Genomic DNA, 24,179 nt, shown 5'->3' with positions numbered 1-24,179 from the left:
CGATCAGCCCGGGTCCTCCCGGCCCTCGCGGTCCCTGTTGTCCCTCTGGCTCCTGTTGTCCCTCGGGTCCTTCTGGTTCCTCTGGTTCCTCCGACCCTCTGATCAGGCGGGCGGGCCCTGACGCAGCCGCGGCAGCACGCTCTCGCAGAACAGGCGGAGCGAACGCCAGCCCTCCTCGACCGGCATCCCGCCGCACAGCGGATGCAGGACGAGGGAGTCGCCGGCGATCCCCGCGCACTCGTCCGGCGTCACGATCCGGTACACGCCCTCGGCGCGCAGTTCGCCGACCGTCGTGGCCTTGGACCGCACCGCCGAACGGATGTCCGCGGACTGCCAGGAGGCATAGGTCCGTGCCTCGTGCAGGAAGTGCTCTCCGTACGCGGCCCAGGTGCGGTCCGGGTCCTCGGACACATGCAGCAGCGGGGTTTCGGCGGCGGGCATCATCGTCCAGCCGTCGGTGCCGTGCAGGGCGCGCTGCTCGTCGTAGTACGCCTCCAGCTCCGGCAGATGCGCGCTCGGGAAGAACGGCAGCCCGAGCCGGGCCGCCCGCCGCGCCGCCGCCCTCGACGAGCCGCCCACCAGCAGCAGCGGGTGCGGCTGGGTGTACGGGCGCGGGGTCACCCGCACGGTCCTGCCCCGGTACGGGAACGGCTCCCCGGTCCACGCGGCGAGCAGCGTCTCCAGCAGCTCGTCCTGGAGCCTGCCGCGCCGGTGCCAGTCGACGCCGAACTGCTCGTACTCCTGCGGGCGGTAGCCGATGCCCGCGACGGTCACCAGACGGCCCCGGCCGATCAGATCGAGTACGGCGATGTCCTCGGCCAGCCGCAGCGGATCGTAGAGCGGCCCGATGATCGCGGACACGGTGACGGCGATACGGCTGGTGGCGCCGAGGACTGCCCCGGCGAACACGAAGGGGGATGGCAGCCAGTTGTTGCGGGCGCCGTGGTGCTCCTCGGTCTGCACGGTGTCGACACCGTGCTCATCGGCGTAGACGGCCATCTCCAGCGCGGCGCGGTAGCGGGCCGCGTGGCTCTCCGGCGTCGCGCCGGGATCGACGAGGTTGAACCGGGCCACGGTGAACACCATGGGAACCTCCCCCTTCGCAGGATGCGAACCTGGCGAGCGGTGACCGTATCTGACGTAGCGTCAGATTGGTAGGGGTGGCCCCTGCCTCAGGGGTGGCACTCGGCGGTGGCCCTGCCCGGAACGCCACGGCCCGGGACAGGCCGCGCGCCGGGGGAGCGTCCGCCCCGGCTCGCGCGCCAGGGGCCCGACCGTGCCTCGTCGCCGCACTGTTCCCGGGCCCTGCCCCGTGTCGCCGCACTGTTCCCCGGCCGCTGCCGAGCCCGCCGTACCCGGCGCCCGAACCCTGTCCGTGGCCGGGTACCGGGCTGCGCTGCGGCGATCCGATGCCCGGTGCCCCGCTCTCGCGCCGGCATGCCGCACGGCGGGACACGCCGGACCGGCGGCCCCGCGCGGAACCCTCTCCGCGCCCGGAGCCGCCGGCCCGGCGTTCTGTGTCTGCCGGCCCGGCGTTCGACGTACCCGGTCCTGGGTGTCAGAACTCGTCGGTCGTGTGGGGCAGCAGCTCCGTGCGCGAGGCCGCGCCCAGCCGGCCGGCCGCTCCCGGGGTGTGCTCCGTGATCAGGCCCGCCCGGACGAGTTCGGCCGGATCGGTGCCGCCGAGATAGCAGGCGGCCAGCTCCCGTACGTCCAGCGACAGATCGGGCGCGTCCTCCGTGCGCGTCACCCGGGCCGCGAGACCGTCCGCGCCGGGCCCGACCGTGAGGCGGTAGCGGCCCGCGTTGGCCGGCACCCCCGCGTCGGTCAGTTCCAGGACCACATCGACCCGGGCCGACCAGCCGCGCCTCTCCAGGGCCGCCGGCACATCCACCAGCCGCAGCCACAGCGCCGGGAACTCCTGGGTCACCCGCACCTGGTCCCGGTCGCCCGAGAACCGCAGCAGCGGATCGTCCAGCGGCCGCCCCCAGGCCCGTACCTTGTCGGCCAGGTCGATCGAGGCCACATACCGCCACAGTGCGGCGGCCACCGCGGGGGAGTCCGCCTCCAGCTCCCGGAGATGGACAGTGCCCCGCCCCTCGTCGTCGGTCAGGGTCCGGTAGAGGACATAGCCCGCGGGCTGCTCGCCCGGGTCGCCGATGGTCACGATCCGGGGCGCGCTGAGGTTGTCGTCGTCCTCGTCCTCCTCCCGCAGGACATGCGTCCGCCACCAGAAGTCGTCACGGGCCACCCGGCCCGGCCGCTCGTCCCGCGCCGCCGCGTGCAGCGCCCCGATCACCGCGGGAGCGTCCTCGGGCGGGACGAGCCGCAGCGGCCTTTCGTCGGGGGAGATCCGCAGATCCAGCGGGTGGTCCGCGTCGATCACCACGGTGTACGACCGGGTCGCCGGGTCGAAGCCGAATCGGCCGTAGATCCCCGCCTCCGACACCCAGAGCGCGGCCAGCGGCTGCCCGGCCGCCGCGCACCGCCGCCACAGCTCGGCGATCATCCCGCTGAGCACCCCGCGCCTGCGGTGGGTCGGCGCCACGGACACGAAGGTCACACCGGCGCAGTCCAGCTCGCCGCCGGGAATCGACAGGTTCAGCGGATGGGCGGCCAGCAGCCCGACGAGTTCGTCCCCCTCGTATGCGCCGATACGGTCGCAGTGCTCCAGCACCTCCCGGTGCAGCTTGCGCAGCTCGTCCTCGCCGTCCTTCTCCAGGAAGACGAGATAGTGCAGATCCAGGGCGCGATCGAGATGCGCCTCCGGGATGGTCCGGTATTCCAAGGCGGTCATGAACGGACGCTAACCCGCCGGTTCGCCGGAGTCATCCGTGTTTTCCGCCCCCGCACCGGGAGCGCAGGGCCCGGTATGCCGTGTGCCGCCCGCCCGTCCGCGTCCCTCAGGGGAGGGTTCACCACGGGACAGGGCGTGGCCGACGGACCCGGCGGGGGCGTGACCGATACTGGGTGCGTTATGGAAATCGTCATCCTTGCTGTAGTCATCGCCCTGGTCGCGGTCGGCGCGATCAGCGGGCTCGTGATCAGCAGCCGCAAGAAGAAGCAGCTGCCGCCCTCGGCCCCGTCGAGCACCCCGACCATCACCGCTCCGCCCGCCGAGCCGCATGTCGGCGACGAGGCGGAGACCCCGCGGGAGGAACCGCGCCGCACCATTGAGGAGGTCGACCTCCCACCCGGCGGAGAAGCCGCCGGCACGGCGGTCGTCGCCGAGCCCGAGGCCCCCGGGATCGAGATCCCGGAGCCGACCGCGGGCCGGCTGGTCCGGCTGCGCGCCCGCCTCGCCCGCTCCCAGAACTCCCTGGGCAAGGGACTCCTCACCCTGCTGTCCCGTGAGCACCTCGACGAGGACACCTGGGAGGAGATCGAGGAGATCCTGCTGACCGCCGACGTCGGTGTCGCGCCCACCCAGGAGCTGGTGGAGCGGCTGCGCGAGCGGGTGAGGGTCCTCGGCACCCGGACCCCAGACGATCTGCGCACCCTGCTGCGCGAGGAACTGCTCCAGCTCGTCGGCACCGACTTCGACCGGGAGGTCAAGACGGAGAGCGGCCTGGACACCCCGGGTGTGGTCCTCGTCGTCGGGGTCAACGGCACCGGCAAGACCACCACCACCGGCAAGCTCGCCCGTGTCCTGGTCGCGGACGGCCGCTCGGTCGTCCTCGGCGCGGCGGACACCTTCCGCGCCGCGGCGGCCGATCAGCTCCAGACGTGGGGCGAGCGGGTCGGCGCGCGCACCGTGCGCGGCCCCGAGGGCGGCGACCCGGCCTCGATCGCCTTCGACGCGGTCAAGGAGGGCATCGCCGAGGGCGCCGATGTGGTCCTCATCGACACCGCCGGACGGCTGCACACCAAGACCGGTCTGATGGACGAGCTGGGCAAGGTCAAGCGCGTCGTGGAGAAGCACGGCCCGCTGGACGAGATCCTGCTGGTCCTGGACGCCACCACCGGCCAGAACGGCCTGGTGCAGGCGCGGGTCTTCGCGGAGGTCGTGGACATCACCGGCATCGTGCTGACCAAGCTGGACGGCACCGCCAAGGGCGGCATCGTCGTCGCGGTCCAGCGGGAGCTGGGCGTACCGGTCAAGCTCGTCGGGCTGGGCGAGGGGGCGGACGACCTCGCGCCCTTCGAACCGGGGGCCTTCGTCGACGCGCTCATCGGGGACTGAGGCCGTCGGGGACCGAGGCGGCGACCGGGCGGGGACGCCCGGGAGCACGCGGGGGGTGCGAGGGAATCGGATTCATCGGACACGCTGTGGAATTGTGGGAAAGTGCCCGGCACGTGGGGGGTGACGCGCCGGGCACTTCCTTGTCCGCGGTCCCTGGTCCAGGTCCCGCGTCACGTTCCACGATGCCCGACGAATGCCCTAGGCCGCCGAACGATGGCAGATATACGCCAATGTTCCGAGCAGCAGCCGGGCCTCGGGCGGCGCCGCGGCCGTGTCCAGGGACGGCGGGCGCAGCCAGCTGACCGGGCCGAGGCCCGCGTGCTCCGACGGCGGGGCCGTGATGTGGTCCCCGGGCCCGAGGCACTGGAGGTCCAGATCGGCGTCGTCCCAGCCCATCCGGTACAGCAGCTCCGGCAGCCCGGCGGCCGCGCCCGGGGCCACGAAGAACTGGCAGCGGCCGTCCGGGGTCGCGGAGACCGGCCCCGGCGGCAGGCCCATCCGCTCCAGCCGCACCAGCGCGCGGCGCCCGGCCGGAGCGGCGACGTCGAGGATGTCGAAGGCACGCCCCACCGGGAGCAGCAGTGCCGCGCCGGGCACCTCCGACCAGGCCGCGGTCACCTCGTCCAGGGTCGCCCCGGCGGGGATCTCGGAGGCGAACGGGAGCGGATGCGCCCCCGGGGCCGTGCAGTCCGCGGCGCCGCAGGAGCACGCCCCGCCGGCCGCGCGGGCCCCCGGCACCACGCTCCAGCCCCAGAGCCCGGTGTACTCGGCCACCACTGTCACTGTGCACTCTGCTGTGCGGCCGCGGCGTCGTGAGCCGGACCGGGCGGACCGGATGTCCCGGGTCCCCCGGCTGCCGCCGATCGTGAAGCCCATGCCCCCTCCAACGGGTCGTTTTCGCCGGTGGTTACGACCCGAAGTCTCCTCGTGACACAGCGTCGCAGCCGGTGAAGTTCGAGCGGCGCACTGTGGCACGAGGGGGAGCGCGAATGGGCTCACGCGCCCGTACGTGTAACGGGCCGCTGTCTCCTGATCGTCGTGTGTCAAGTGAATCGCGCCCGGCTGCGGGGGAGTTCATTCGAAGGGGTGGCGAATGGTGGCGTTTCTGGATTCTGCCTCGCGGGCGGGTGATCGTAGGATTACTTTCGGTGGGCGAACCCTGGAGTCGCGCGCACCGTTGGGTATGCCGGAGGCAACTCGTTTTCCTGTGCGGATTCATGAGGATGTGACCGCGTCCTCCACACAGACGGCCTCAACTCACGGCATTCTGGTAAGGGTTCGAGCTTCAGGCTTCACGGATGGGGGCGTACCAGTGGACGGCAGCGGAGCCGGTACGAATACCGGCAAGCGCCCGAACGAGCGGCTGAGCTCGTGGTTCGTGCGCAGCGGTTGGTCCAAGGGGGAGCTGGCGCGTCAGGTCAACCGCCGCGCCCGCCAGCTGGGCGCGCACCACATCAGTACCGACACCTCGCGCGTACGGCGCTGGCTCGACGGCGAACAGCCGCGCGAACCGATCCCGCGCATCCTCTCCGAACTGTTCTCCGAGCGGTTCGGCAGCGTCATCGCCATCGAGGATCTCGGACTGCGCACCGCGCACCAGTCGCCCTCCGTGTCCGGGGTCGACCTCCCCTGGGCGGGTCCCCAGACCGTCAGCCTGCTCAGCGAGTTCTCGCGCAGCGACCTGATGCTGGCGCGGCGCGGCTTCCTCGGGACCTCCCTGGCGCTGGCGGCCGGCCCCGCCCTGGTCGAGCCCATGCAGCGCTGGCTCGTTCCGACGCCGGGCGCCGAGCTGGCCCGGCCCGAGGCCCCCGCCGCCCCGCGCCGGGGCCGGCTCTCGCGCCCCGAGCTGGAGCTGCTGGAGTCCACCACCGTGATGTTCCGCCAGTGGGACGCCCAGTGCGGCGGCGGACTGCGGCGCAAGGCCGTCGTCGGCCAGCTCCACGAGGTCACCGACCTCCTCCAGGAGCCGCACGCCGAGGCCACCTCCCGCCGGCTGTTCAAGGTCGCCGCCGAACTCGCCGAACTCGCGGGCTGGATGAGCTACGACGTAGGGCTCCAGCCCACCGCCCAGAAGTACTTCGTCCTCGCGCTGCACGCCGCCAAGGAAGCGGGCGACAAACCGCTCGGCTCGTACATCCTGTCCTCGATGAGCCGTCAGATGATCCACCTCGGACGGCCCGACGACGCCCTGGAACTGATCCACCTCGCGCAGTACGGCAGCCGCGACTGCGCCACCGCGCGCACCCAGGCGATGCTGTATGCGATGGAGGCCCGCGCCTACGCCAACATGGGCCAGCCCAGCAAGTGCAAGCGGGCCGTCCGGATGGCCGAGGACACCTTCGCCGACGCGGGCATCGACGCCGAGCCCGAGCCCGACTGGATCCGCTTCTTCTCCGAAGCCGAACTCAACGGCGAGAACGCCCACTCCTACCGGGATCTCGCCTATGTGGCGGGGCGCAGTCCCACCTACGCCTCCCTCGCCGAACCCGTCATGCGGCGCGCCGTCCACCTCTTCGGCCAGGACGACGAGCACCAGCGGTCGTATGCGCTCAACCTCATCGGCATGGCCACCGTCCATCTGCTGAAGAAGGAGCCCGAGCAGGCGACGGGCCTGGCCTCCGAGGCGCTCACCATCGCCCGGCGGGTCCGCTCCGAGCGGGTCAACACCCGGCTGCGGAAGACCGTCGACACCGCCGCCCGCGACTTCGGCGACGTCGCCGAGGTCGTCCATCTCACCGACAAGCTCACCGCCCAGCTGCCCGAAGCCGCCGAAGCGGTCTGACGGGCTCCAGGCGGCCCGGGCGCCCCGTACACCGTCGGCCTCGCCCCTTCTCGTACCGGCTCCGGCCGCGGCGATCACACCCGGACGGCCCCGCGGAGGCGGTGCCGAGCCGGGCCGTCCGGGTGCCCGCCGTGGCCGCGTTCCCCCGCCTGCCCGGCACCGGGCGGAGGGCGGACCCGGCCGCCGGGCCCGACCCGCCCGTTCATGGCGACGTAACACACGGGACCTCTTCGTCACTGGCGTGAAACATCGAGCGGCATCGGCCGAAACCGCGCTGCGCCAACCTCATGGCGCATAACAGGCCCACCGGAACCGCTCGGACTCTGACCGCGACCGCGTACTCCGACCGCGTACTCCGCGACCGAACGCCGCGATCCCCGGCCGTGACCGCGCACTCCGCGGTCACCCGGCCCGGACCGCACCGCCGCGATCCCGGCCGTGACCACGACACGCCGCCGCCCCGACGACGACGAGGAGACGCCGATGCCCTCAGGCATCTCGACGCTTGCCGCTGACACCCCGACACTCTCCGCCGCCAACACCGGCTTCATGCTCATCTGCTCGGCCCTGGTGATGCTGATGACCCCCGGCCTCGCCTTCTTCTACGGGGGCATGGTCCGCGTCAAGTCGACCCTCAACATGCTGATGATGAGCTTCATCAGCCTCGGGATCGTCACCGTCCTGTGGGTGCTCTACGGATTCAGCCTCGCCTTCGGCACCGACTCCGGCTCCGTCATCGGCTGGTCCTCGGACTTCGCCGGTCTCAGCGGAATCGGCCTCACCCAGCTGTGGGACGGCTACACCATCCCCGTCTACGTCTTCGCCGTCTTCCAGCTGATGTTCGCGATCATCACCCCCGCCCTGATCAGCGGCGCCCTCGCCGACCGCGTCAAGTTCACCGCCTGGGCGCTCTTCATCACCCTGTGGGCCACCGTCGTCTACTTCCCCGTCGCCCACTGGGTCTGGGGCGCGGGCGGCTGGCTGTTCGAGATGGGGGTCATCGACTTCGCCGGCGGCACCGCCGTGCACATCAACGCCGGCGCCGCGGCCCTCGGCGTCATCCTCGTCATCGGCAAGCGCGTCGGGTTCAGGAAGGACCCGATGCGCCCCCACAGCCTGCCCCTGGTGATGCTCGGCGCCGGGCTCCTGTGGTTCGGCTGGTTCGGCTTCAACGCCGGATCCTGGCTCGGCAACGACGACGGCGTCGGCGCGGTCATGTTCGTCAACACCCAGGTCGCCACCGCCGCCGCGATGCTCGCCTGGCTGGCGTACGAGAAGATCCGCCACGGCGCCTTCACCACCCTCGGCGCCGCGTCCGGAGCGGTCGCGGGCCTGGTCGCCATCACCCCGTCCGGCGGCTCCTGCTCCCCGCTCGGCGCCCTCGCGATCGGCGCGATCGCCGGAGTCCTGTGCGCCATGGCCGTCGGCCTGAAGTTCCGGTTCGGCTTCGACGACTCCCTCGACGTCGTCGGCGTCCACCTGGTCGGCGGAATCGCCGGCTCACTTCTTGTCGGCCTCTTCGCCACCGGAGGCGTCCAGTCCGACGCCAAGGGCCTCTTCTACGGCGGCGGTCTCGAACAACTCGGCAAGCAGGCCGTCGGAGTCCTCGCCGTCCTGGCCTACTCCCTGGTGGTCTCGGCGGTCCTCGCCCTCGTGCTGGACAGGACGATCGGCATGCGCGTGGACGAGGATGTCGAGATCTCCGGCATCGACCAGGACGAGCACGCCGAGACCGCGTACGACTTCAGCGGCGCGGGCGGCGGTACCGGATCCCGCAAGGCGGTGCCCGCACCGGGCGAGGCCGCGCCGGCCGTGGCCCGTAACAAGAAGGTGGACGCATGAAGCTCATCACCGCAGTCGTCAAACCCCACCGGCTCGACGAGATCAAGGAGGCCCTCCAGGCGTTCGGGGTCCACGGCCTCACCGTCACCGAGGCCAGCGGATACGGCCGCCAGCGGGGCCACACCGAGGTCTACCGGGGAGCCGAGTACACCGTCGACCTCGTGCCCAAGATCCGTATCGAGGTGCTCGTCGACGACGACGACGCCGAACAGCTCGTCGAGGTCATCGTCAAGGCGGCCCGCACCGGCAAGATCGGCGACGGCAAGGTCTGGAGCGTCCCGGTCGACACGGCGGTACGGGTGAGGACCGGCGAACGCGGCCCGGACGCGCTGTGAGGGACGGACGCGTCTCATCCGGATGGACGTACTGAATCCGGACGGGCGCGCCGACACCGGCGGAACACGCGGGCAGGGGGACACACGAAGGGACTGGGATGTCGGGCGTTGACGTGAGCACCCAAGAGGAAGGCCCGGAGCCCAGCGGCTACGCGGCGGCCCGGCTGTACCTTCTCAACGAGAAGGAGCGGTCCGGGCCGCCGCGCCGTACCGCGCTCGCCACTCTCACCGACCAGTGGCTCGCCGCCCTGTTCACCACCGCCTGCCGCTCCGCGGGCATCCGGGGGGCCGCCCTGGTCGCCGTCGGCGGTTACGGCCGCGGCGAACTCTCCCCGCGCAGCGACCTCGATCTGCTGCTCCTGCACGACGGCTCCGCCGCGCCCGGTGCGCTCAACGCCCTCGCCGACCGCATCTGGTACCCGGTCTGGGACCTCGGGCTCTCGCTCGACCACTCCGTCCGCACCCCGGGCGAGGCCCGGAGGACCGCCGGGGACGATCTGAAGGTGCAGCTCGGCCTGCTCGACGCCCGCCCCGTCGCCGGAGACCTCGGACTGGTCGCGGCCCTGCGCACCGCCGTACTCGCCGACTGGCGCAACCAGGCCCCGAGGCGCCTGCCCCAGCTCCACGAACTCTGCCGCGAGAGGGCCGACCGCCAGGGCGAGCTGCGCTTCCTCCTCGAACCCGACCTCAAGGAGGCGCGCGGCGGACTCCGCGACGCCACCGCGCTGAGCGCCGTCGCCGCCTCCTGGCTCGCCGACGCACCCCGCGAAGGACTCGCCGAAGCCCGCCGGATCCTCCTCGACACCCGCGACGCCCTCCACCTGGCCACCGGACGGGCCACCGACCGCCTCGCCCTCCAGGAACAGGACCAGGTGGCCACCGACCTCGGCCTGCTCGACGCCGACGCCCTGCTGCGCCGGGTGTACGAGGCCGCCAGGACCATCTCGTACGCCGCCGATGTCACCTGGCGCGAGGTGAACCGCGTCATCAGGGCCCGTTCCGTACGCCCCCGGCTGCGCGCCGTGCTCGGCGGCGTGCGGCGCCAGGAAACCGGACGGACGCCGCTCGCCGAAGGCGTCGTCGAACAGGACGGCGAGGCCGTCCTCGCCCGCACCGCACGGCCCGAACGCGACCCCGTACTGCCCCTGCGGGCCGCTGCCGCCGCCGCCCAGGCCGGGCTCACGCTCTCCCCGCACGCCGTACGCAGACTGGCCGCCGCGACCCGGCCGCTCCCGGTGCCCTGGCCCGCCGAGGCCCGTGAGGAGTTCGTCACCCTGCTCGGCGCCGGAGAGCCCACGATCGCCGTCTGGGAGGCCCTGGAGGCGGAAGGACTCGTCAGCAGGCTGCTGCCCGACTGGGAACGCGTCCGCTGCCGGCCCCAGCGCAACGCCGTCCACACCTGGACCGTCGACCGCCATCTCGTCGAAGCGGCCGTCCAGGCGTCCGCGCTCACCCGCCGGGTCGGCCGCCCCGACCTGCTGCTCGTCGCCGCCCTCCTGCACGACATCGGCAAGGGCTGGCCCGGCGACCACTCCGTCGCCGGCGAGACCATCGCCCGGGACACGGCCGCCCGGATCGGCTTCGACAGCGCCGACGCGGCCGTCGTCGCCACGCTCGTCCGCCACCATCTGCTGCTCATCGACACCGCGACCCGGCGGGACCTGGACGACCCGGCGACCGTGCACTCCGTCGCCACCAGGGTCGGCACGGCCGGCACGCTGGAACTCCTGCACGCCCTCACCGAGGCGGACGCCCTCGCCACCGGCCCGGCCGCCTGGTCCGCCTGGCGCGGCTCACTCGTCGCCGACCTGGTGGCCCGCGTCGCCGCGGTCCTCGCGGGCGACCCCGCCGGTGAACCGGAGCCCGCCGCTCCGAGCGCCGAGCAGGAGCGCCTCGCCGTCGAGGCCCTGCGCACCGGCGGCCCGGTCCTCTCCCTGCGCGCCCACCCCGAGGCCCCGCCCGGGGAACCCGCGCCGGACGCGGCACCCGAGCCCGTCGGCGTCGAACTGCTGATCGCCGTACCCGACCGGCCGGGCGTCCTCCCCGCCGCCGCCGGAGTCCTCGCCCTGCACCGGCTCACCGTGCGCGCTGCCGACCTGCGCGCGGTGGAGCTGCCGGGCGGGATGGGACCGGGCGCCGTCCTCGTACTGAACTGGCGCGTCGCGGCGGCCTTCGGCTCCCTGCCCCAGGCCGCCCGGCTGCGCGCCGATCTCGTACGCGCCCTGGACGGCTCCCTGGACCTGGTGGCGAAGCTGGCCGAGCGCGAGGCCGCGTATCCGCGCCGACGGGGCGTCCCGGCCCCGCCACCCCGGGTCACGGTCGCCCCCGCCGCCTCCCGGCACGCCACGGTGATCGAGGTCCGCGCACAGGACGCCCCGGGGCTGCTGCACCGGATCGGGCACGCGCTGGAGGACGCGGGTGTACGGGTGCGCAGCGCGCACGTCTCGACGCTGGGCGCGAACGCGGTCGACGCCTTCTATGTGACATCCCCCGACGGCGAACCCCTGCCCGGGGCCGGGGCCGCCAAGCTGGCGCGGTCGCTGGAGCGGGCGCTGGGGTGACGCGGCCTCGGCGGGCAGGAGCGCTCCCCGCCGCGCCGGGGACGGACCCGGGACCCGTCCGCGCGGCGATGGCATCCCCTCCCCGCGTCGAGGGAGGCCGCTGCCCCCGCTCCCCGCGGGCGAGGGCACGCTCCTTGCCCGGCCGGATACTCTGGAGGGCGATTCCCACTGCCCCCGACCCTGAGGACCGACGAGCGCCGTGTTCGATACTCTTTCCGACCGCTTGGCGAACACCTTCAAAACCCTGAGGGGCAAGGGCCGCCTCAGTGAGGCGGACATCGACAGCGCGGCCCGGGAAATCCGTATCGCGCTCCTCGAAGCGGATGTGGCCCTCCCCGTCGTACGCGCCTTCATCGCGAACGTGAAGGAGCGGGCGCGGGGCGCCGAGGTCTCCAAGGCCCTGAACCCCTCGCAGCAGTTCATCAAGATCGTCAACAATGAGCTGATCTCCATCCTCGGCGGCGAGACCCGCCGTCTGCGCTTCGCCAAGACCGCCCCCACCGTGATCATGCTCGCCGGTCTCCAGGGCGCCGGTAAGACCACGCTCGCCGGAAAGCTCGGCCGCTGGCTCAAGGGCCAGGGGCACTCCCCGCTGCTCGTCGCCTGTGACCTCCAGCGCCCCAACGCCGTCAACCAGCTGAGCGTCGTCGCCGACCGCGCGGGGGTCGCCGTCTACGCGCCCCAGCCGGGCAACGGCGTCGGCGACCCGGTCCAGGTCGCCAAGGACTCCATCGAGTACGCCCGGTCGAAGGTCCACGACATCGTGATCGTCGACACCGCCGGCCGCCTCGGTATCGACCAGGAGCTGATGCAGCAGGCCGCGGACATCCGCGACGCGGTCACGCCCGACGAGGTGCTCTTCGTCGTCGACGCGATGATCGGCCAGGACGCGGTCAACACCGCCGAGGCGTTCCGCGACGGTGTCGGCTTCGACGGTGTGGTGCTCTCCAAGCTCGACGGTGACGCCCGGGGCGGTGCCGCGCTGTCCATCGCGCATGTCACCGGCCGTCAGATCATGTTCGCCTCCAACGGTGAGAAGCTGGACGACTTCGACGCGTTCCACCCGGACCGTATGGCGTCCCGCATCCTCGGCATGGGCGATGTGCTCTCGCTGATCGAGAAGGCCGAGCAGACCTTCAGCCAGGAAGAGGCCGCCAAGATGGCCTCCAAGCTGGCGAGCAGCAAGGGCAAGGACTTCACGCTCGACGACTTCCTGGCGCAGATGGAGCAGGTCAGGAAGATGGGCTCCATCTCCAAGCTGCTGGGGATGCTGCCGGGCATGGCCCAGATGAAAGACCAGATCAACAGCATCGACGAGCGCGATGTGGACCGTACGGCCGCGATCATCAAGTCGATGACCCCGGCCGAGCGCCATGAGCCGACGATCATCAACGGCTCGCGCCGGGCCCGTATCGCCAAGGGTTCGGGTGTCGAGGTCAGCGCGGTCAAGAGCCTGGTCGAGCGGTTCTTCGAGGCGCGCAAGATGATGTCGCGGATGGCGCAGGGCGGTGGGATGCCCGGGATGCCGGGGATTCCGGGCATGGGCGGCGGTCCCGGCCGGCAGAAGAAGCAGCAGAAGCAGGCCAAGGGCAAGCGCAAGAGCGGCAACCCGATGAAGCGGAAGGCCGAGGAGGAGGCCGCGGCCGCCCGGCGGGAGCAGGCGGCCCAGGGCGGGGCCTTCGGGCTGCCGGCCGGCGGTCAGGCGCAGGACTTCGAGCTGCCGGACGAGTTCAAGAAGTTCATGGGCTGACACCCGGCCGCACGCGCGCACGGCGCCGGCGTCCGCCGGCGGCTCCCGGGAATCCGCGGACCGGCCGGCCGGACGCGCCCCGGGACGGTGGTCGCGGGACGTTCACGCGACGGCGGGACGGTCCGTGGGACGGCGTCGGCATCCGCACCACGTGCGGGTGCCGACGCCGTTCTTCTGCCTTAGCGTCCGGATATGAGCAACCCTGTGCCGCCGCGCCGGGCCCCCGGGGACCCCTGGCGTTCCGAGGGCGCGCCACCACCCCCGCCGCCGCGCAGGCGGATGCCCGGGGGCTGGTGGGGGCTGGTTCTGATGGCCGTGGCGGTGTATCTGCTGGCGAGCCTGGTGGCGTCGTTGTTCCGTACGGGCGGCAAGGAGCCGACGATCCCGTACACCGAGTTCAGCAGACAGGTGACCTCGGGCAATGTCTCGAAGATCTACGCGAAGGACGACGCGATCGAGGGGCAGCTCAAGAAGCAGGCTCCGGTGCCCGGCGGCAAGGGCGACTACACCACGTTCAGGACCCAGCGGCCCGCCTTTGCCGAGGACGCGCTGTGGGCCGAGCTGACCAGGCAGAACGTCACCGTGACGGCGGAGCCGGTCGTCCGCGGGACCAGTCTGCTGCCCAGCCTGCTGATCGCGTTCGCACCGATGCTGCTGCTGATCGCGGTGTGGGTGTTCATCGCCCGCCGGATGGGTGCGGCGATGGGCGGCGGGGGAGTGCTGGGCCGCAAGGCACCGCCCAGACCGGTCGAGGTGACGGAGGGGAAGCGCACGACGTTCGCCGATGTCGCCGGGATCGACGAGGTCCAGGGCGAGCTCGACGACATCGTGGACTTCCTGAAGCACCCCGAGGCGTACCGGAAGATGGGCGCCCGGATGCCGGGCGGGGTGCTGCTGTCCGGCCCGCCGGGCACGGGAAAGACGCTGCTGGCCCGGGCGGTTGCCGGGGAGGCGGGGGTTCCGTTCTTCTCGGCATCGGCCTCGGAGTTCATCGAGATGATCGTGGGGGTGGGGGCCGGACGGGTGCGCGAGCTGTTCGCGGAGGCCCGCAAGGTGGCCCCGGCCATGGTGTTCATCGACGAGATCGACACCATCGGCCGGGTGCGCGGCGCAGGCGCCGGGATGGGCGGCCACGACGAGCGCGAGCAGACGTTGAATCAGATTCTCACCGAGATGGACGGTTTCACGGGCTCGGAGGGCGTCGTGGTACTCGCCGCGACCAACCGTGCCGACGTCCTCGACCCGGCCCTCACCCGGCCCGGCCGCTTCGACCGGGTCGTCCAGGTCTCGCCGCCCGACCGCGCGGGCCGGGAGGCGATCCTGCGGATCCACACCCGTGAGATCCCGCTCGCCGGCGATGTCGACCTCTCGCGGATCGCCCGCTCGACCCCGGGGATGACCGGTGCGGAACTGGCCAATCTGGTGAACGAGGCCGCGCTCGTCGCGGTGAAGCGCGAGCGGTCCGAGGTGACGCAGTCCGAGCTGTCCTCCGCGCTGGAGAAGGTCCAGCTGGGTACCGAACGTCCCCTGGTGATGCCGCAGGAGGAGCGCAGGCGCACCGCATACCACGAGAGCGGCCACGCCCTGCTCGGCATGCTCCAGCCCGGCGCGGACCCGGTCCGCAAGATCACGATCGTGCCGCGCGGGCGGGCCCTCGGGGTCACGCTCTCCACCCCGGACGCCGACCGGTACGCGTTCACGGAGGACTATCTGCGCGGCCGGATCATCGGCGCCCTCGGGGGCATGGCGGCCGAGCACGTCGTCTTCGGGGTGATCACCACGGGCGCGGAGAGCGATCTGGAGCAGGTCACGAGCCTGGCGCGGGGCATGGTCGCCCGGTGGGGCATGAGCGAGCGCGTGGGGCGGCTGTCGGCGATCCCGAACGACGTCCAGGTGGCGTACGGACTCTCCGCCGCGCCCGCGACGCTGGACTCGGTGGACCACGAGATGCGCCGGATCGTCGACGAGTGCTACGAGAGCGCCCAGCGCCAGTTGCGGGACAACCGCGACCGGCTGGACGCCCTGGCGCAGGCGCTCCTGGAGAACGAGACGCTGGAGGAGGACGCGGCCTACCGCGTGGCGGGCATCACCCGGCTGTCGAAGGACGACGTCTGAGCCTTCCTCTCCCCGCTCGCTCTCCGCCTCCCTTCCTCGCACGCGGCCGTGCCGCCGCACCCCGGACGCGCGGACCAGCGGCGATCGGGCGTCCGGGGCGGGCCGTACGGGTCATGGGTACGGGTCATGGCGTATGGGTCGGGGTGGGCCGGGCAGGGCCCGCGTACGGCTCAGGGGGTGCGGGCGATCAGATACCGGAAGACGTTCGGCATCCACACGGTTCCGTCGCCGCGGGTGTACGGATGCAGTGCCTCCGCGATCTCCTTCTCCACCCGCGCCCGGCCGCTCCCCTCGGCCGCTGCCGCGTACAGGCCGGTCGACAGCAGTCCGCGTACGGCACTGCCCACGTCCGCGTAACCGAAGGGGCAGGCCACCCGGCCCGAGCCGTCCGGTCTGAGCCCCGCCCCGGTGGCGACGTCCTCCAGATCGTCGCGGCGGGCGGGGCGCCAGCCGCCGTGCGGGCGGGGGGTGAGCCGGCCGGCGATGCGGAGGACCCCGGAGGTGGCGCAGCGCTCGGGCGGCCCCCAGCCGGTGAGGACGACCGCGCTGCCGTGGCCCGCCAGCTTCACGGCGGCCTCCAGAGAGGTGCCGAGCCCCTCGGTGCCACCGGCCTCGCCGCCGAGCGGCCGGAACGCGGTGATCACGGTGTACGGAGGATGTGCGGGGTCCGCCGCGCCGGCCAGGTCGCCGTGGACCAGCTCGATATCGGCCGTCCGGGTGAGGGGGTCGGGTGCCGTGCGCTCGTGCGCCAGGGCCAGTCGCTCCCGGTCGGTGTCGGCGCCCGTCACCCGCGCTCCGCGCGCGGCCGCCATCAGCAGGGCGAGGCCGGAGCCGCAGCCGAGGCCCAGGAGCCGTGTGGCGGCGCCGACCTCCAGCCGGTCGTACACGGCCTCGTACAGCGGGACGAGCATCCGTTCCTGGATCTCGGCCCAGTCCCGGGCCTGCGCCGATATCTCCGCTGTCTCCGTTCTCTCCGCGCGTTGTCGCCCGGAACCCGGTACCGGGGGCGGCGACGTGGTGCGGGGTCGGTGCCGGACGAGCGTTGGTGTCATCGAGTGCGCCCCAATCCGCTGAGTGGCCGAGTGCCGTACACCCCCCTGTGCGTCCGTCCGCGCCGTTCCGAGGCCCTCCCCGTATGCCAGAGAACTCCCCGCCCGCCCCCGAGTCCAGGGGGCGTGCGGCACTGCTTGGGTGCCCCCGGCGTACGCCCCGGGCGTACGACGGCTGCGCCGCCGGAGCCCTGGCCGAAGTCGCTGCCCGGGCCACTGGCCGATTCACCGTTCGGGCTCCCGCCGCCGTACGATGCGCGCCATGGCTAAGGCACCCGTCCTCGCGCCCCGGGCGGAGAACTCTCCCCGCCGGTACCAGGATCCGCAACGGCACGGCCGGACGGCGGACACGTCTTCGGCGGGGCCGCCGTGGCCGTCCGGCCCCACGGCCCCGGCCACGCGGGAGCGGACACGACAGGAGCCTTCCGCCGGGATCAGGGCCGCGGATGCCCTGAACGCCTGCTTCCCGCTCCTCACCCGACAGTCTTACCCGACCCGTGACGCGGAGCATGTCGAGAACGCCGGTCCGGAGCCGGGGGCCGTCACACACGGTGGCGGCGGGGAGCCGGAGGAGCCCGCCGCCGTACGCGCCGGGGAACCGCTCCCGGGCCGTGCCGCGCTCGCCCGCCGGGCCCGTTGAGCCGGTAGAGGTGTGTGCGGGGACGCCCGGGGGCGGGACTCCTCCGCCGGATCGCCGGATCCCTCCCGTGCCCGCGCCGCCTCGGGGGTCCGGCTGAACGGTCCCGGCGCCGGGAGTCGTGTCCCGGGCGGGGGTATCACCGGCTTCCGGCGCATGAGTGCCCCCGTATCCGGGCAGCACCTCCGGCGTGCGGGTCTGCACGCCGGATTCCCCCTCCCGGACCGCCGCGGGAGCACGCGCTACGTACCACCTTGTTGGGAGCTGTGAGGCTTCTCCGCAGATCGGTGTACCCGCCCGCGTCAGGACGCAACAATGCCAACTGACGGGTACGTGCAAAATATTTGGGATGGCCCGGAATGGAACCCGGGAGAGGTTCGGCTCGTTATCACGACGTGAGCACGACACCACCTGTTCTCGCCGCAGAGCTGGCACAGGCCTGGGCCGACATTCAGCGGCACCACCCTGAGCTGCCAGATCTCGCCGCGCCAGAGTCCCTGATCGGAGAATCCTCGTCCGCCTGCGGCGGGGAGCTCTCCTTCGAGCGACTGCTTCATGAGGCAGTCCATGGCATCGCCGCCGCGCGAGGTGTCCGGGACACCTCGCGGGCCGGCCGCTACCACAACCGCAGATTCCTGGCGATCGCCGAGGAAATGGGCCTCGACCACGCCGACGAGCCGCATCCCAGCAGCGGTTTCTCCCTGGTCGTGCTCAGTCCCGAGGCGAAGCGCCGGTACCGTCCCACGATCGAGAGACTGCAGCGCGCCCTCAGGGCGCACACGGTCGCCACGGCGTCCGACACCAAGCGCTCCTTCCGCGGACCTGCCGCCCGGCACGGTTCCTCGGGCGGCGGTGTGCGGGTGAAGGCCGTCTGCGACTGCGGTCGGAACGTGAGAGTGGTGCCGTCGGTCCTCGCCCAGGCCCCTATCGTGTGCGGCGGCTGCGGCAAGCCGTTCCGCATCCCCGAACCGGTCGCCGCGGCGAGCTGACCCCTCGGCCGGCCGCCTGACGGGGGCGGCGCAGGTCCGGGGGAAGGCGCGTCGTCGGCGTGTGGCACAATGGCTAGCTGTACTCGACGGCCGTAAAGGACCCCTCTCTCCTCCGGCTGACGCGTCCATCGGGCACCCGAGTACCGCAACCCCACGTGGCATCTCGTTGTGCCCAACCACGTCAAGACCAGGAGACACCACTTCCGTGGCAGTCAAGATCAAGCTGAAGCGTCTGGGCAAGATCCGTTCGCCTCACTACCGCATCGTCGTCGCCGACTCCCGGACCCGCCGTGACGGCCGGGCCATCGAGGAGATCGGCCTGTACCACCCGGTGCAGAACCCCTCCCGCATCGAGGTCGACTCGGAGCGGGCGCAGTACTGGCTGTCCGTCGGCGCCCAGCCGACCGAGCCGGTGCTCGCGATCCTGAAGCTCACCGGCGACTGGCAGAAGCACAAGGGCCTGCCGGCCCCGGCGCCGCTGCTCGTCGCCGAGCCGAAGGCGGACAGGCGTGCCGCGTTCGACGAGTTCGCCAAGACCCTTGAGGGCGGCGAGCCGAAGGGTGAGGCCATCACCCCGAAGGCGAAGAAGGCCGACAAGAAGGCGGACGAGGCGGCTGACGCCGGCGAGTCCACCGAGTCGACGGCCTGAGCATGCTCGAGGAGGCTCTCGAGCACCTCGTGAAGGGCATCGTCGACAACCCGGACGAAGTGCAGGTCGCGTCGCGCAACCTGCGCCGCGGGCGTGTGCTTGAGGTCCGGGTCCACCCCGACGACCTCGGTAAGGTGATCGGCCGCAACGGCCGCACCGCGCGCGCTCTGCGTACCGTCGTGGGCGCCATCGGCGGCCGTGGTATCCGCGTCGACCTCGTCGACGTGGACCAGGTTCGCTGAACAGTTGAACACCGGCTCGGGCCGGGGAGGGCCGTGCGGCCCTCCCCGGCCCGTAGTCGTGCAAGCCTTTGTGTGAGTTGCGTTGTGCGAGTCGTGTGGTCTGTGTGACAGGAGAGAGTGCGAAGTGCAGTTGGTAGTCGCCCGGATCGGCCGTGCGCACGGCATCAAGGGCGAGGTCACCGTCGAGGTGCGCACGGACGAGCCGGAGCTGAGGCTCGCCCCCGGGGCCGTACTGGCAACCGACCCGGCGGCCGTGGGGCCGCTGACGATCGAGACCGGCCGGGTGCACAGCGGCCGTCTGCTGCTGCGCTTCGCGGGCGTGGCCGACCGCACCGGCGCCGAGGTGCTGCGCAACACCCTGCTGATCGCCGATGTGGACCCGGACGCGGTGCCCGAGGACCCCGACGAGTACTACGACCACCAGCTCATCGACCTCGACGTCGTCCTCGCCGACGGCACGGAGATCGGCCGGATCACCGAGATCAGCCATCTCCCCTCGCAGGACCTGTTCATCGTGGAGCGGCCCGATGGGTCGGAGGTGATGATTCCGTTCGTGACGGAGATCGTCACCGGCATCGATCTGGAGAACCAGCGCGCGGTGATCGACCCGCCGCCCGGGCTGGTGGACGACCGCGCGGAGATCGCCTCCGCCCGCGACGGGTCGCCGGGAGTACGGGAAGAGGCGCAGGCGGGGAGCCAGGACCCGGGCGCGAGCGCGGACGGCGGCCGGAGCCGGGAGCGGGGCGAGGACGGCGGCCGTGGCACCTCCGAGGACGGCGCCTGATGCGGCTCGACGTCGTCACGATCTTCCCCGAGTACCTGGAGCCGCTGAACGTCTCCCTCGTCGGCAAGGCGCGGGCCCGCGGCCGGCTCGACGTCCATGTGCACGACCTGCGGCGGTGGACGTACGACCGGCACAACACGGTCGACGACACCCCTTACGGCGGCGGTCCCGGCATGGTCATGAAGACCGAGCCCTGGGGCGAGGCGCTCGACGACGCCCTCGCGAGCGGCTACGAGGCCGGGGCGCATGATCCCGTCCTGGTCGTGCCCACCCCCAGTGGCCGCCCCTTCACCCAGGAGGTCGCCGTCGAGCTGTCCGGGCGCCCCTGGCTGATCTTCACCCCCGCCCGCTACGAGGGCATCGACCGCCGTGTCGTGGACGAGTACACGACACGGCTGCCGGTGTACGAGGTGTCCATCGGCGACTACGTCCTGGCCGGCGGCGAGGCGGCCGTCCTGGTGATCACCGAGGCCGTGGCCCGGCTGCTGCCCGGCGTCCTCGGCAACGCCGAGTCCCACCGCGACGACTCCTTCGCGCCCGGCGCGATGGAGAACCTGCTGGAAGGCCCCGTCTACACCAAGCCGCCCGAGTGGCGGGGGCGTGCCATTCCGGAGGTGCTCACCAGCGGGCACCACGGGAAGGTCGCGCGGTGGCGCAGGGACGAGGCCCTGCGGCGTACGGCTCTCAACCGGCCCGACCTGATCGAGCGCTGCGACCCCGCGGCCTTCGACAAGAAGGACCGGGAGGTCCTGTCCATCCTGGGCTGGGCGCCCGAGCCCGGAGGCCGATTTTGGCGCAGGCCAGAGGCCGTGGAAGAATAGGCCGCTGCCGACCGTCCGGCGTGCGCCCCTGCCACAGGGGGACACGACGCCCGCTCCGACGCAGCGGCCTCCTGAATCTCATCCACGCTCCCGCTGATGACCTGTGGCATCGGCGAAGAAAGCAGACACACATGACGCACGTGCTCGACGCCGTCAACTCCGCCTCGCTGCGGTCCGACGTTCCCGCGTTCCGCCCCGGTGACACCGTGAACGTCCACGTTCGCGTCATCGAGGGCAACCGCTCCCGTATCCAGCAGTTCAAGGGCGTCGTCATCCGCCGCCAGGGCGCCGGCGTCAGCGAGACGTTCACGGTCCGCAAGGTCTCCTTCTCCGTCGGCGTCGAGCGCACCTTCCCGGTGCACAGCCCGATCTTCGAGAAGATCGAGCTGGTCACCCGTGGCGACGTCCGCCGCGCGAAGCTGTACTACCTCCGTGACCTGCGCGGCAAGGCCGCGAAGATCAAGGAGAAGCGCGACAACTGAGCCCACGGCGCCTTCGGGCGCTCCGGGCACAGGGACCGGTGAGCTCCGGCTCACACGGCGCCCGGGTCCACGGCGACGCCGGATAGGCTTCGCTTTCGATGGACACCACAGCCGGACACACCGAGCGCGACCGCTCTTCCGCCCCCGAACCGGGGGTCCCCGGAGCAGGGGAGACGGGAGAGGGGTCGCGTTCCGTGCGTTCCGGGGGCTCCTCGGGGGTATCGACTCTTCTGGGAGCACTGCGCCCCTCCGGGATGTCCTGGCGGCGGGTGCTGCTCCTGGGCGTGGTCTGCACGGGCCTCGTCCTGCTGTTCAGCCGCTTTGTCGTGCAGCCGTTCCAGATCCCCAGCGGCTCCATGGAACCCACGCTCCGCGTCGGGGACCGGGTGCTGGTGAACAAGCTGGCGTACCGTTTCGGTGAGGAGCCCGCACGGGGGGATCTGATCGTCTTCGACGGCGCGGGGTCCTTCGTGCCGGAGGGCGCGGAGGGGAATCCGGTCGGAGCGGCCGCACGGGGAGTGCTCGCGGCACTGGGTCTGGCCGAGCCCGCGGAGACGGACTTCGTGAAGCGGGTGGTGGGCGTGGGCGGTGACCGGGTGGTCTGCTGTGACAAGGGGGGCAGGATCGCGGTGAACGGCGTAGCGGTCGACGAGGGATATCTGCATCCCGGCGATGTGCCGTCCGAGGTGCCCTTCGACATCGTCGTTCCCGACGGCACCCTGTGGGTGATGGGGGACCACCGCAGCAGTTCGCGGGACTCCCGCGACCACCTCGGGTCGCCCGGCGGGGGCATGGTCCCCGTGGAGCGGGTCATCGGGCGGGCGGACTGGATCGGCTGGCCCGTCGGCCGCTGGGCCTCCCTGGAGCGCACGGACGTCTTCTCCCGCGTACCGGACGTGCCGTCGGCGCCGGGCGGTCCGCATGGGTAACCGCGGGCGTCACGCGAGTCACCGGGGCGACACCCGGCTGCCCACCGGGACCAGGCCGACGGACGGCGGCCGGCTGCTGCCGGGCCGGGCCGAACGGCGCAGACTCGCCAAGAAGGTCAAACGCAAGCGGCGCAGGTCCGCCATCAAGGAGATCCCCCTCCTGATCACGGTGGCCCTGCTCATCGCCCTGGTCCTCAAGACCTTCCTCGTGCAGGCGTTCGTCATCCCCTCCGGTTCGATGGAGCAGACCATCCGGATCCAGGACCGGGTGCTGGTGGACAAGCTCACGCCGTGGTTCGGTTCGAAGCCCGAGCGCGGTGACGTGGTGGTCTTCAAGGACCCGGGCGGCTGGCTCCAGGACGAACCCACCTCGCAGAAGGACGACCCCGTCGTCGTCAAGCAGATCAAGCAGGGCCTCACGTTCATCGGGCTGCTGCCGTCGGCCGACGAGCAGGACCTGATCAAACGCGTGGTCGCGGTGGGCGGCGACAAGGTGAAGTGCTGCGACCAGGACGGTCGTATCACCGTCAACGGTGTACCGCTCATCGAGTCGTATCTGAACCCCGGAAACGTTCCTTCTGCCCAGCGGTTCGAAGTCGACGTCCCGCCGGGCCGGATCTTCGTGCTCGGCGATCACCGGGCGAATTCGGCTGATTCCCGCTCCCATCTCGACGAGGAGGGCCAGGGCACGGTCTCCGTCGACGAGGTGGTGGGGCGCGCCGTCGTCATCGCCTGGCCGGTCAAGCACTGGAGCGGGCTGGGCGAGCGTGAGACGTTCGCATCTGTCCCGAACCCGCGTGCCGGGTCGACCACCCCGGTGGGCTCGTCGAATAGGCTGTCCTCCCAGGACCAGAAGGGAATGGTCCTCCTCCCGAGTCCTGCGGAACTCCCGCTCGTTATGGGAGTGGTGGGTCTGCTTGTCGTCCGGGGTATCCGGAGATCGAGGAGCGGACGTTTTCGCACGGAGTGAGGAGTGGATGTGGGGGACGTGGCGGTCGGCGCGCGGTCCGGGCACGAGCAGCCGGAGGACAGGCCGGAGGATCCGACCGGGGCCGAGTCGTCTTCCGCGTCCGTGACGGGCGGTCCGGGACGGCCCGCGGGAGAGGACGACGACCGGACCGGCGCGTCCGGGCCCGCCGCCGGCGCCGGCGACGCCTCGTCGGGATCAGGGGACGGGGACGGCGCGTCCTCCGGTGACGGCGACGCCGCGCGGCGCCGCGGGAGGAACCAGCGGTCGTTCTGGAAGGAACTGCCGATCCTGGTCGGTATCGCCCTGGTCCTCGCGCTGCTGATCAAGACCTTCCTGGTGCAGGCGTTCTCCATCCCCTCGGACTCGATGCAGAACACCCTGCAGCGCGGGGACCGGGTGCTGGTCGACAAGCTCACCCCCTGGTTCGGCTCCGAACCGAAGCGCGGCGAGGTCGTCGTCTTCCACGATCCGGGCGGCTGGCTCGCCGGCGAGCCCACCCCCGAGCCGAACATCGCGCAGAAGTTCCTCAGCTTCATCGGCCTGATGCCGTCCGCCGAGGAGAAGGACCTGATCAAGCGGACGATCGCGGTCGGCGGCGACACGGTGGAGTGCAAGGCCGGCGGCCCGGTCAAGGTCAACGGGAAGGCGCTCGACGAGCCGTACATCTTCCCCGGCAACACCCCCTGCGACGACAAGCCCTTCACCAAGCGCACGGTGCCGGAGGGCAAGATCTGGGTGATGGGCGACCACCGGCAGAACTCCCGTGACTCCCGGTATCACACCGGTGACGTGAACCAGGGGTTCGTCCCGGTCGACGAGGTCGTGGGCCGGGCCGTCGTGGTCGCGTGGCCGGTCAACCGCTGGTCGACCCTGCCGGTGCCCTCCACCTTCGACCAGCCCGGTATCAACACCGCGGCCGCTCTCGCCACCTCCGCCGCTCCGCCGGCGATGGGGGCCGTGGGCGCGCTGGCCATCGTGCTGTGGCGCCGGAAGAGGCTGACCGCCGGGGATACCGCCCGGTAGGGTGCCGTCCCAGATCGCGGATTCGCGGATCGCCGC

19 protein-coding genes and 1 pseudogene are annotated in these 24,179 nt (G+C 72.1%); 16 read left to right on the top strand and 4 right to left on the bottom strand.

Translation table 11 applies throughout. From position 1 onward, the window contains the following. Positions 1-102: 102 nt before the first annotated feature. Positions 103-1,086, bottom strand: coding sequence for an LLM class flavin-dependent oxidoreductase (locus ACFYT4_RS11925; protein ID WP_389267429.1), 984 nt, complete (start codon positions 1,084-1,086; stop codon positions 103-105). Between the two features lie 472 nt (positions 1,087-1,558). Beyond that, on the bottom strand, positions 1,559-2,797 hold the full coding sequence (locus ACFYT4_RS11920; protein WP_389267428.1) for a GNAT family N-acetyltransferase: 1,239 nt from the start codon (positions 2,795-2,797) through the stop codon (positions 1,559-1,561). 180 nt (positions 2,798-2,977) lie between these two features. Here ACFYT4_RS11920 and ftsY point away from each other — a divergent pair, with 180 nt between their 5' ends. Beyond that, positions 2,978-4,183: a signal recognition particle-docking protein FtsY gene (gene ftsY, locus ACFYT4_RS11915; protein ID WP_389267427.1), complete on the top strand. Its 1,206-nt coding sequence runs from the start codon at positions 2,978-2,980 to the stop codon at positions 4,181-4,183. A 198-nt stretch (positions 4,184-4,381) separates the two neighbouring features. Here ftsY and ACFYT4_RS11910 read toward each other — a convergent pair whose 3' ends face one another. Continuing rightward, positions 4,382-5,059 carry a bifunctional DNA primase/polymerase gene (locus ACFYT4_RS11910; protein ID WP_389267426.1) on the bottom strand — a complete coding sequence of 226 codons (678 nt, stop codon included), beginning with the start codon at positions 5,057-5,059 and terminating at the stop codon, positions 4,382-4,384. Positions 5,060-5,495: 436 nt separating this feature from the next. Between ACFYT4_RS11910 and ACFYT4_RS11905 the strand changes: the two genes are divergently transcribed. The 6 genes from ACFYT4_RS11905 (at position 5,496) to ftsH (ending at position 15,568) form a co-directional block, all read left to right on the top strand. Then, positions 5,496-6,965 carry a hypothetical protein gene (locus ACFYT4_RS11905; protein ID WP_389267425.1) on the top strand — a complete coding sequence of 490 codons (1,470 nt, stop codon included), beginning with the start codon at positions 5,496-5,498 and terminating at the stop codon, positions 6,963-6,965. A 483-nt stretch (positions 6,966-7,448) separates the two neighbouring features. Beyond that, positions 7,449-8,807, top strand: a complete 1,359-nt coding sequence (locus ACFYT4_RS11900) for an ammonium transporter (protein ID WP_389267532.1) — start codon at positions 7,449-7,451, stop codon at positions 8,805-8,807. Further along, complete coding sequence (locus tag ACFYT4_RS11895; RefSeq protein ID WP_389267424.1) at positions 8,804-9,142, top strand: P-II family nitrogen regulator; 339 nt, start codon at positions 8,804-8,806, stop codon at positions 9,140-9,142. Before ACFYT4_RS11900 ends, ACFYT4_RS11895 begins: the two co-directional genes overlap by 4 nt. Positions 9,143-9,240: 98 nt before the next feature. Then, positions 9,241-11,703, top strand: a complete 2,463-nt coding sequence (locus ACFYT4_RS11890) for a [protein-PII] uridylyltransferase (protein WP_389267423.1) — start codon at positions 9,241-9,243, stop codon at positions 11,701-11,703. A 199-nt stretch (positions 11,704-11,902) separates the two neighbouring features. Then, on the top strand, positions 11,903-13,453 hold the full coding sequence (gene ffh / locus ACFYT4_RS11885; protein WP_389267422.1) for a signal recognition particle protein: 1,551 nt from the start codon (positions 11,903-11,905) through the stop codon (positions 13,451-13,453). 192 nt (positions 13,454-13,645) lie between these two features. After that, the gene (gene ftsH / locus ACFYT4_RS11880) at positions 13,646-15,568 is read left to right on the top strand and encodes an ATP-dependent zinc metalloprotease FtsH (RefSeq protein ID WP_389267421.1); all 1,923 of its coding nucleotides are present in this window, start codon (positions 13,646-13,648) and stop codon (positions 15,566-15,568) included. 170 nt (positions 15,569-15,738) lie between these two features. Here ftsH and ACFYT4_RS11875 read toward each other — a convergent pair whose 3' ends face one another. Continuing rightward, a complete protein-coding gene (locus tag ACFYT4_RS11875) occupies positions 15,739-16,620 on the bottom strand; it encodes a methyltransferase domain-containing protein (protein ID WP_389267420.1) in 882 nt (293 codons plus the stop codon). 1,029 nt (positions 16,621-17,649) lie between these two features. On the opposite strand from ACFYT4_RS11875, the gene ACFYT4_RS11870 reads away from it, so the two are divergent. The 9 genes and pseudogenes from ACFYT4_RS11870 to lepB (ACFYT4_RS11830) all read left to right on the top strand — a co-directional run bounded on the left by ACFYT4_RS11870 (position 17,650) and on the right by lepB (ACFYT4_RS11830) (position 24,143). Beyond that, positions 17,650-18,243 carry a hypothetical protein gene (locus tag ACFYT4_RS11870; RefSeq protein ID WP_384720161.1) on the top strand — a complete coding sequence of 198 codons (594 nt, stop codon included), beginning with the start codon at positions 17,650-17,652 and terminating at the stop codon, positions 18,241-18,243. Positions 18,244-18,448: 205 nt separating this feature from the next. Next, positions 18,449-18,892, top strand: coding sequence for a 30S ribosomal protein S16 (gene rpsP / locus ACFYT4_RS11865; RefSeq protein WP_389267419.1), 444 nt, complete (start codon positions 18,449-18,451; stop codon positions 18,890-18,892). Between the two features lie 2 nt (positions 18,893-18,894). After that, the gene (locus tag ACFYT4_RS11860) at positions 18,895-19,134 is read left to right on the top strand and encodes an RNA-binding protein (protein ID WP_020868149.1); all 240 of its coding nucleotides are present in this window, start codon (positions 18,895-18,897) and stop codon (positions 19,132-19,134) included. Between the two features lie 124 nt (positions 19,135-19,258). After that, complete coding sequence (gene rimM, locus ACFYT4_RS11855) at positions 19,259-19,918, top strand: ribosome maturation factor RimM (RefSeq protein WP_389267418.1); 660 nt, start codon at positions 19,259-19,261, stop codon at positions 19,916-19,918. After that, entirely contained in the window at positions 19,918-20,739 is an 822-nt protein-coding gene (gene trmD, locus ACFYT4_RS11850) for a tRNA (guanosine(37)-N1)-methyltransferase TrmD (RefSeq protein ID WP_389267417.1), read from the top strand. The genes rimM and trmD overlap by 1 nt, the downstream gene beginning before the upstream one ends. Before the next feature lie 131 nt (positions 20,740-20,870). Beyond that, positions 20,871-21,221 carry a 50S ribosomal protein L19 gene (gene rplS, locus ACFYT4_RS11845; protein ID WP_389267416.1) on the top strand — a complete coding sequence of 117 codons (351 nt, stop codon included), beginning with the start codon at positions 20,871-20,873 and terminating at the stop codon, positions 21,219-21,221. A gap of 98 nt (positions 21,222-21,319) precedes the next feature. Further along, complete coding sequence (gene lepB, locus ACFYT4_RS11840) at positions 21,320-22,150, top strand: signal peptidase I (RefSeq protein WP_389267415.1); 831 nt, start codon at positions 21,320-21,322, stop codon at positions 22,148-22,150. Beyond that, positions 22,143-23,251: pseudogene (lepB, locus tag ACFYT4_RS11835) on the top strand (signal peptidase I); the annotation flags it as partial. The gene lepB (ACFYT4_RS11840) and the pseudogene lepB (ACFYT4_RS11835), both read left to right, overlap by 8 nt. Beyond that, positions 23,139-24,143 carry a signal peptidase I gene (lepB, locus tag ACFYT4_RS11830; RefSeq protein WP_389267531.1) on the top strand — a complete coding sequence of 335 codons (1,005 nt, stop codon included), beginning with the start codon at positions 23,139-23,141 and terminating at the stop codon, positions 24,141-24,143. The pseudogene lepB (ACFYT4_RS11835) and the gene lepB (ACFYT4_RS11830), both read left to right, overlap by 113 nt. The last annotated feature ends 36 nt before the right edge of the window (positions 24,144-24,179 follow it).

The sequence above is a fragment of the Streptomyces sp. NPDC004609 genome (assembly GCF_042873655.1).
Taxonomy (GTDB): Bacteria; Actinomycetota; Actinomycetes; order Streptomycetales; family Streptomycetaceae; genus Streptomyces.
This window is presented reverse-complemented; position numbering and strand designations above follow the sequence as displayed.